The sequence below is a fragment of the Shouchella xiaoxiensis genome (genome assembly GCF_016907895.1).
Taxonomy (GTDB): Bacteria; Bacillota; Bacilli; order Bacillales; family Bacillaceae_D; genus Shouchella; species Shouchella xiaoxiensis.
The window spans coordinates 18,201-27,202 of sequence record NZ_JAFBCV010000026.1; the positions used below are offsets into that span (position 1 = coordinate 18,201).

Sequence of the window (9,002 nt, forward strand, 5' to 3'; positions counted from 1 at the left end):
CGCTTTATTCCTCCTTATTATGATGCTGAATCAACTGATGATTGGTTTGATAACAACTGTCTTGGAAACTCACATAAGAGCTCGCAGCTGTCACCTGTCACACGAATTGATTCACTTATCTCAACGCCAAAGTCTTCGTACCACATTCCAGGAATAACATGGAACGCCATATTCTCCTTTAACACGGTACAATCGCCTTTCCGTAAGCTTGCTGTATGCTCGCCCCAGTCAGGCGGATAGTTTAAGCCTGTTGAGTAGCCCAGACGTGAATCTTTCCTTAAGCCATAGCGGTTAATCGTCTTCTGCCAAACCTGTTCGACTTGTTCGCAAGTAACGCCAGGCTTTATAAACGAAAGGACCTCATTTAAACCTTCGATCACAATACTCGCTACATCTGTGACCCGTTGTTGAGGCGTCCCAATTGTTATGGTTCGTGCTAGCGGTGCATGATAGCGCTGATGGCATCCTGCTAATTCAATAATGACTGTTTCTTCATTCGGATAACGTTGATCAGTCCATGTGATATGTGGGGCATTGGTTTTAATTCCTGAAGGTAAGAGCGGAACAATTGCTGGATAATCTCCACCAGCTTCCTCTGTACCCGAGATTTGCGCATGGTAGATATCTGCGACAACATCGCACTCTCTCGCACCTGACCGAATTGTATTCATTCCTGCATACATCGCTTTTGCAGCTATTTTTCCGGCTTGTTTCATATAGTGTATTTCTGCTTCTGATTTTATTAATCGCACCCAGTTAACTAAATTTGTAGCATCTTTAAATAAGGCGTTTGGCATTGACTGAGTGAGGCGGTTATGTGCTTTTGCCGTGTAGTAATACGTATCCAGTTCAACACCAATGTTTCTTGTGCTCTGCCCGATATCGGTTAAGATCTTTCCGATAAATTCCATTGGATGCTTTTCTGTTGATTGTACATAGTCATCTGGATACGCAATGATTCGCTCATGCAACAGCCATGTTGTTTGCTTCGCTACATTGGCATCCATTCCGCGTCCAATCCAAATTGGCTGCTCTTCATCAATCAGAATGACTAGCATTTGGTGGACGTAGAAAGACCAGCCGTTATAGCCTGCTAAATAATTCATATTGGCAGGGTCTGTGATGAGAAGTACGTCAATGCCATAGTCCACCATTTTACGCTTTGTATCAATAAGACGAGATTGAAATTCTTCTAGTGTAAATGGAAACATGTAAGAATAGCCTCCTCTAGCTTATTAAGAAATCTACCCTAAGTTTAAGCTTTAAAGAAATAAACATTCAATATTCAAACTGTATGAAAATTTAACTTTTTACTTAGACATTTTTTTGGAACATCACAAAAAAACGAGCATTCAGTATAAACGCTCGTTCATCATTCATATTGTGCACCATTTGCTTCATTCATGTGCCTGTTTACCAATAATATCCTGATACTTAAATCGAGTAAGAACACATCATCAGGATTTGCTAATGATAGGCCGGTAAGAGCTTCGATCTTTCTTAACCGATATAAGAGTGACTGCCGATGGAGATGCAGAACTCTTGCTGTTTGTGAGACATTGTTTTGATTTCGTTGATAGGCTAGAAACGTTCCGAGCAAATCAATGTCCCTTAGTTGATCATACGATAGGAGCGGTGCTGCATAATCATCGATTAATGTTCTCAGTTCAGGATCGGTTCCGATCTTAAACAGGACTTGGTCTATTCTTGTATCTGAAAAAAAGATACGGCTCCCCTTACCTAAACGGCCAATCCCAAGTTTAAGAGCTTGTTTGGCCTCAGTAAATCGTACTTCAAATGCTCCAAGTTCAATTTTTGCATCACCGATCGCCCAAGTCATTTCCATGTCTGGCAAGAGATGCGTAAGACGTCGATCAAGTAAATCAAGGTAACTATTTACGGTTGATTGATACTCTTCTTTTTCAACTTCTAAATAAATTAACAACTGACTCTCTATGAAAGTTGTCATTACTTCTCGATTAATGGACGAACCTGCATATTTTGCTTCTTCTTCCATATAATGAACCATACTAGGGAGCCACTCTTCATAAGAGGCAACTTGATCAGACTGTGTGTATAGCTCCGCTAAGTTATGGGGCATCCCTACAATAGCAATATAGCAATGATTTAAATGATACCCAATTGACTTGGCCTTTGTTCGCAATTGAGCAGTTGGTACACCTTGAGCAAGATCCCCTACAAAGTTATCACGAATACGTGCCTCCGCTTCCTGAACCGCACTTTCTTGTAAAAACCAAAATGCTGCCGCTGTTACCGTGTGTTCAAGCAAGAGGTAGAAAACATTTATATCGAGATCATTCACATGAGAACGAACAGCGAATAGGTATCCCTGAATTTGCTCATTGGCTTGAATAATTGGAACGACAAAAAAAGATTCTCCCTCTACATCTAATACCTGGACTTTACTTTCCAATGGATGATGTTCAGTCGATTGATCACTTGCTTTCAATGTCGTAAATGCTTGTAAAACGAGCCTGTCGAATTCTTTATGCGAACGTACTACCTTCCCTTTCACTCGCCCAAGATGATCTGTTATGGCTAAAGGAGCTTCCGTGTATTTACTTACGTGATTAAGAAAATGAGAGAGGTCTCGACCTGCTAACATCAGAGAAAGTAGTTCCTGCTGAACGCTTTGAGCAAACTGCCAGTCGGATTGTTTTTCATCAACCAATCTTGCCGTAACGGCTTGCGTAAGATCGGCGAATCGGACTTCCCAAGGGAGAAACAAAATGGGAAAGCCTTCAGCTTCTGCCAGCTCCCTTGCATCTTCATATAGTTCATAAATGTATCGCCCTGTTGCTACAGCAAGAGCTGAAGCCTCTGACTTCATTACATCTTTAACAAACTCGAAAAATTGCTTTGGATCATGGCCATAACCAATACCCGTCGTTAAAACAAGCTCATTTTTACGAATGAAATTTTCTACAGGTGCTTCTGTGATTGAAACCCACTCTACGCTTTTATGATGAAGTTGATTAACTGCTGTTTTTACAGTCGCTAACTTCATGATATCGAGCTTCATAATTTGATCTAATGTGAGCTTCATCTTTATCACCCTCTCAGCTTATCGTAACTAGCTATACAGATGCGGCCGTCTACTTGATTGGATTGGTACCTGTCTCCTTACCTGCTCAACTTCGCTAAAATCAATCTTGGTTAAGATTGTTTCTTCCTTTTCAATACTGCCTGAAGCAATAATATCTCCCCAGGGATTTACGACGAGAGATCTTCCGGCATACTCTGTTTCTTTGTAGAATCCGACCCCATTAGCAGATAAAACAAAAAATTGATTCTCGATTGCTCTAGCTTGCTGTAAAATCTCCCAATGAGTAGTCCTCGCTCGCGGCCACTCCGCAGGTATAAAGAGCACCTCTGCACCTTGGAGCATTAGATTTCGTATGATTTCAGGAAAGCGCAGGTCATAACAAATAACTACCCCCATTTTAATTCCATCCAGTTCAAAGACAGCAGGTGCTTTCATTCCTTCATCTAAATACGTTGGTTCATTAAGCATTGGCACTAAATGCATTTTGTTATACGAATAAATGCATTCTCCATCCGCTCGTATCACAATTGCTGTATTGTAGATCCTACCTTCTTTTTTTGTTGCTATAGATCCAGCAATCATATGGAGTTTATGCTTTATTGCAAGCTTACTAAGAAAGGAAATCGTCTGCTCCCCTCTTTCTTCAGCCAATGTAGTAAGTGATTCTAATTGATAACCGGTCGTCCATAATTCTGGAAGTACAATCAATTGAGGTTTATCTTTTTGATCGGCACAGACTTGATTAATCCACTTCTCCACTTTTTCTCGATTTAAGTTCGGATTCCCTGCTATAATCTCCATTTGATAAATGGCAATGTTCATTTGTTCCGACTCCTCTCTCATGCTTTTATTTATTTTATCAAACGAATGTTTGAAAAGCATACAAAAAAACAGAGTCAAAGGACTCTGTTTTTTAATCAAAATTAGCTAAACCAACCTGCCACTGTATCGGAAACGCTTGTCCAGATGCCAGAGAAAAATCCACCAATGCCACGCATTGACATCGTGAACCATCCAGCTTCTTCTACTCCTTCAACTGCGACAAGATTAACCCCACTTTGCTGTGCGCCTTGAATATAGTCTGTTTCCTCATTGAAGTTTACTTTTAAAGTACCGATTGATTCACCGGCTTCAATCGGTGCAATTAGTTCTCCATCTTCATTAGTTCGCTCTTCATCAAGCACAACTTCTAATGTGAAATCTTGTTCTGTGTTTCTAGGAGTTGAAATCTTTAAACTTTCTGCTGTCACTACGGAAACTTCAGTTTCTTTACCACCGCTAATAGATAGAACGTTCTCTTCCGGTTCTTGACCTTCTTCTACAATTGTTGTTTCTTCAAAATTGTTAAAGCCGTGATCAAATAATTTTGCTGTTTCAACAAAACGTTCTGTACGAATTTGTGGATCTCCTGCATTCATTACAACCGTAATTAAACGTGATCCATCGCGTACAGCTGTACCTGTAAAACTATTCCCTGCAGCACTAGTTGTGCCGGTTTTTAATCCGTCAACACCCTCATATTCATGACTCATTCCTGGTAACATCTGATTCCAATTCGGCATATCTACCGTTTCATCTGGACCAGCTTGAAATTCAGCAAAAGGAACGCTTGCTGTTTCTAAAACCTCAGGGTAATCTTTTACGAGATGAAAGGCAAGTTGCGCAACAGAGCGTGCAGACATCGACGTTTCTCCATCAGCAGGTGTGCCCTCAGGATGATGTCCATCTAAACTAGAATTATTTAATCCACTTGAATTTACAAAATCGTATTGATCTAAACCTAGCTCTGCTGCTTTATCATTCATCTGCTGAACGAATGCCGTTTCTGATCCAGCTATATGCGCTGCAAGAGCCATTGTTGATGCATTAGCCGAATAAATCGCCATTGATTCATAAAGATCTTCTACCGTATAATCATAATCGGGACGAAACATGACATTAGAAAGACCACCTTGGTGAGATAAAGGATACAAATGATCTTCAATATGTACTGTATCATCCCATGCAATTTGTCCTTCTTCAATTGCTTCAAATAATAGATACTCTGTCATCATTTTTGTCATACTAGCAATGGCTAATTGTTCATCTATGTTCTGTTCAAACAGGATTTGTCCTGTATCTCCATTAATCATAATCGCTGCGGATGCATCGATATCTACTGAATTGGCCTCTGCTTGTTGAATAGGTACTGTTACTAGAGCTAGAATTAATGTGAACAATAATGACACTTTTGCCCACTTCGCTCGGTTATTTCTCTTCAAAATGACACCTCCACTATTTCTACACATGTGTCTTATTGTATCATGCTGATATACAAAAAAATAGATAGGGAAGTCCCTATCTATTCGACGAATATATGTCAATTATAACGAATAATTTGGTGCTTCTTTTGTAATCTGCACATCATGCGGGTGACTTTCTTTTAAACCGGCGCCAGTAATGCGAATAAACTGACCTTCGTCTCTCAATGACTGAAGGGAAGCCGTTCCACAGTAGCCCATTCCTGCTCTAACTCCACCAACCAACTGATGAATCGTGTCTGCAAGAGGACCTTTGTATGAAGTGCGTCCTTCAATTCCCTCTGGAACAAGTTTTTGATTGTTTTCCTGGAAATAACGATCCTTACTTCCTTTTTCCATCGCTCCAAGTGAGCCCATCCCACGATACACTTTATATTGACGACCTTGATAAATTTCCGTTTCTCCTGGACTCTCACTAACACCTGCTAATAAACTACCGAGCATTACGGCATGCCCACCTGCAGCAAGTGCTTTCGTGATATCCCCTGAATACTTAATCCCGCCATCAGCAATAATGGGAATGTCATGTTTTCTTGCTTCAGTTGCACAATCATAGACTGCTGTTATTTGAGGCACTCCAATTCCAGCGACAATACGCGTTGTACAAATAGAGCCTGGACCAATACCAACCTTTACAACGCTCACGCCTGCTTCAATTAACGCCCGAGTTCCTTCAGCAGTTGCTACATTTCCTGCAATGATTGTTAAGTCAGGATAATTAGCACGCACTTGAGCAATTTTATCAAGTACACCTTTTGAATGACCATGAGCTGTATCAATAACAATAGCGTCTGCCCCGGCATTCACTACTGCTTCAATTCGAACATCAGCATCTGCAGATATGCCTATTGCTGCTCCAACTAATAAACGACCTTGGTTATCTTTTGCTGAATTAGGGAATTCAATCACTTTTTCAATATCTTTAATTGTAATAAGTCCCTTTAAAATACCTTCATCATCAACTAAAGGTAACTTCTCGATTTTATATTTCTGCAGGATTTTCTCTGCTTGTTCCAACGTCGTTCCTACTGATGCCGTTACAAGACCTTCTTTTGTCATGACATCATCAATTTGGATAGAATAATCCTCAATAAAACGAAGATCACGATTCGTTAAAATGCCAACAAGACGCTGCTCCTCATCAACAATTGGGACACCAGAGATACGGTATTTACCCATTAAATGTTCAGCATCAAATACTTGGCGGTCTGGTGTCAAAAAGAATGGATCTGTAATAACGCCACTTTCAGAGCGCTTTACCTTATCAATTTGTTCAGCCTGTTCTTCAATCGACATATTCTTATGGATAATGCCCATTCCACCTTCTCTGGCAATGGCAATAGCCATTTCTGACTCAGTGACTGTATCCATTCCTGCACTAAGAATTGGTACATTTAATTTAACAGTTTCACTAAGCTTAGTCGCAACAGATACATCTCTAGGTAGGATCTCTGACTTAGCTGGTATTAAAAGTACATCGTCAAACGTTAGTCCTTCTTTTGCAAACTTATCTTCCCACATCATTGATAGCTCCCCTCAAAAGCCTGAAAATATTATTAGTAGCTTAACAATTGGGCAAACTACTGTCAAGACAAGGGTTTAAGTAGTACTTTTCTGAATTAAATGCACATAGAGGAGATTTATGAAATGAATCAGCTTTCTCTGTTTGAATCGGCTTCCTTTACACAGGATTATCTAGAAAAAAGATATATTGAAGCAACTGTTGAATCAAGTTCTTCCAAAAGTTATGGAAACAGTTACCGTTTAATGTATCACTTGCAGCATGGTCAACTCTATTTATCACAAGCTAAGGTCTCTCCTTTTGCTATTAAGCCGATGTTGCTATTCTATGGGCTTTCTCAGCTATTAAAAGCGTGTTTGATTGTCTATGATCCCGAGTACCCTGCGAGCTCCTCAGTGCTTGCCCACGGGCTTTCAACACGTAAAAGAAAAAAACAAGGTTATTCCTTTTTAACTGATGAAGTGAAAGTCCAACGTGAAGGTCTTTATCCGCATTTATTATTAAAAATGTTCCACATGAAACATTATGAACTTGATGATAAATATTCCATGATTAAACTACTGAAACAACTTCCTGAAATGGCTGACCCTATTCATTATTTATCCAATAAAACGGTTTTTGTTTCAGGATCAAAGAGCGAAAAAGCCATTCAGTTTCACTCATCTATTCTCGACGAATACCACATGACTCCTGAACGTTTCCAACTTTATTTAAACAATCATCTTTTTGACCGAAAAGCGACTGTTAACGAAAACCGAAACTCACTTATTATTAACTACTCCAGCCATGCACGGTTTTCAGCCCCTAGCCCAATTCGTATGAATCAGGAAGGACTACCGGTTTTACACTCGAATCGAAATGACTTCTTACTTTTACCGGAATTAGCTGTTTATTATTTGATTCTTTATAACTTAAGCATGATTTGTAGGTACGAGACAGAGTGGTGGGGAGAGCGACTTCATACAATGGATTGTGATGATGTGCCCTACATTAAACATTTTCTTACGATTGCTGAAGATCGTACTCAGGTGTTAATCATTAATGAGCTTCTGAATAAATAAGTTTTTTATTACTTACAGTGGGTAAAGTCTGAGCTAAAGACAGTTTCTACTCTTATTAACCTCATTCTTGCTCCTTCTTCGAAGCAGCGGCTCTTTTGCTTTGTGGAGAATAAAAAAAAAGACACCTTTTCAGGTGTCTTTCTCATTGCCCGGCAACGTTCTTGGCTCCGCGGTGGTTTCCTACGGGGATGCTGAGTCATGATGCTGTTGCTTCGAAGCAACTTCATGATGGTTTACGAAAACAACCCCTCCGTCTCACAGGGGAGCACGTTGCTTTTTCGATGAAGACGATTCATGATGTTTTCTTATAAAGTGCTTATGTCTCGTATTTGTCTTATCCCTTATTATATCTACTTCTTCGAAGTAGCACTCTTTTGCTTTGTGGAAAATACAAAAAAGACACCTTTTCAGGTGTCTTTCGGTTTGCCCGGCAACGTTCTTGGCTTCGCGGTGGTTTCCTACGGGGATGCTGAGTCATGATGCTGTTTCTTTGAAGCGACTTCATGATGGTTTACGAAAACAACCCCTCCGTCTCACAGGGGAGCACGTTGCTTTCTCGATGAAGACGATTCATGATGTTTTCTTATAAAGTGCTTATGTCTCGTATTTGTCTTATCCCTTATTATATCTACTTCCTCGAAGTAGCACTCTTTTGCTTTGTGGAAAATACAAAAAAAGACACCTTTTCAGGTGTCTTTCGGTTTGCCCGGCAACGTTCTTGACTCCGCGGTGGTTTCCTACGGGGATGCTGAGTCATGATGCGATTTCTTTGAAGCCTACTCATGAAGTATGACGAAAACAACCCCTCCGTCTCACAGGGGAACACGTTGCTTTCTCGATGAAGTCGATTCATGATGTTTTCTTATAAAGTGGTTATTCCCCGTATTTGTCTTATCCTTTATTGTATCTCCTTCTTCGAAGCAGTACTCTTTTGCTTTGAGCGTACACGAAAAAAAAACACCTTTTCAGGTGTCTTTCTCATTGCCCGGCAACGTTCTACTCTCACAGGGGGAAGCCCCCAACTACCATCGACGCAAAAGAGCTTAACGGCC

6 protein-coding genes are annotated in these 9,002 nt (G+C 40.3%); 1 reads left to right on the top strand and 5 read right to left on the bottom strand.

Annotated features, from left to right (window positions below; genetic code table 11):
- Positions 1-17: 17 nt before the first annotated feature.
- From JOC54_RS22130 to guaB, 5 genes are all read right to left on the bottom strand, one after another.
- The gene (locus JOC54_RS22130) at positions 18-1,211 is read right to left on the bottom strand and encodes a M24 family metallopeptidase (RefSeq protein WP_204469272.1); all 1,194 of its coding nucleotides are present in this window, start codon (positions 1,209-1,211) and stop codon (positions 18-20) included.
- A 161-nt stretch (positions 1,212-1,372) separates the two neighbouring features.
- A complete protein-coding gene (locus tag JOC54_RS22135) occupies positions 1,373-3,067 on the bottom strand; it encodes a PucR family transcriptional regulator (protein WP_204469273.1) in 1,695 nt (564 codons plus the stop codon).
- 27 nt (positions 3,068-3,094) lie between these two features.
- Positions 3,095-3,889 (bottom strand): carbon-nitrogen family hydrolase, encoded by a 795-nt coding sequence (locus tag JOC54_RS22140; protein ID WP_035422001.1) that lies wholly within the window; start codon positions 3,887-3,889, stop codon positions 3,095-3,097.
- A 101-nt stretch (positions 3,890-3,990) separates the two neighbouring features.
- On the bottom strand, positions 3,991-5,328 hold the full coding sequence (locus JOC54_RS22145; RefSeq protein WP_239586884.1) for a D-alanyl-D-alanine carboxypeptidase family protein: 1,338 nt from the start codon (positions 5,326-5,328) through the stop codon (positions 3,991-3,993).
- A 102-nt stretch (positions 5,329-5,430) separates the two neighbouring features.
- Positions 5,431-6,888 carry an IMP dehydrogenase gene (gene guaB, locus JOC54_RS22150; protein WP_204469277.1) on the bottom strand — a complete coding sequence of 486 codons (1,458 nt, stop codon included), beginning with the start codon at positions 6,886-6,888 and terminating at the stop codon, positions 5,431-5,433.
- A gap of 126 nt (positions 6,889-7,014) precedes the next feature.
- Here guaB and JOC54_RS22155 point away from each other — a divergent pair, with 126 nt between their 5' ends.
- Entirely contained in the window at positions 7,015-7,950 is a 936-nt protein-coding gene (locus JOC54_RS22155) for a YaaC family protein (RefSeq protein ID WP_204469275.1), read from the top strand.
- Positions 7,951-9,002 lie beyond the last annotated feature (1,052 nt).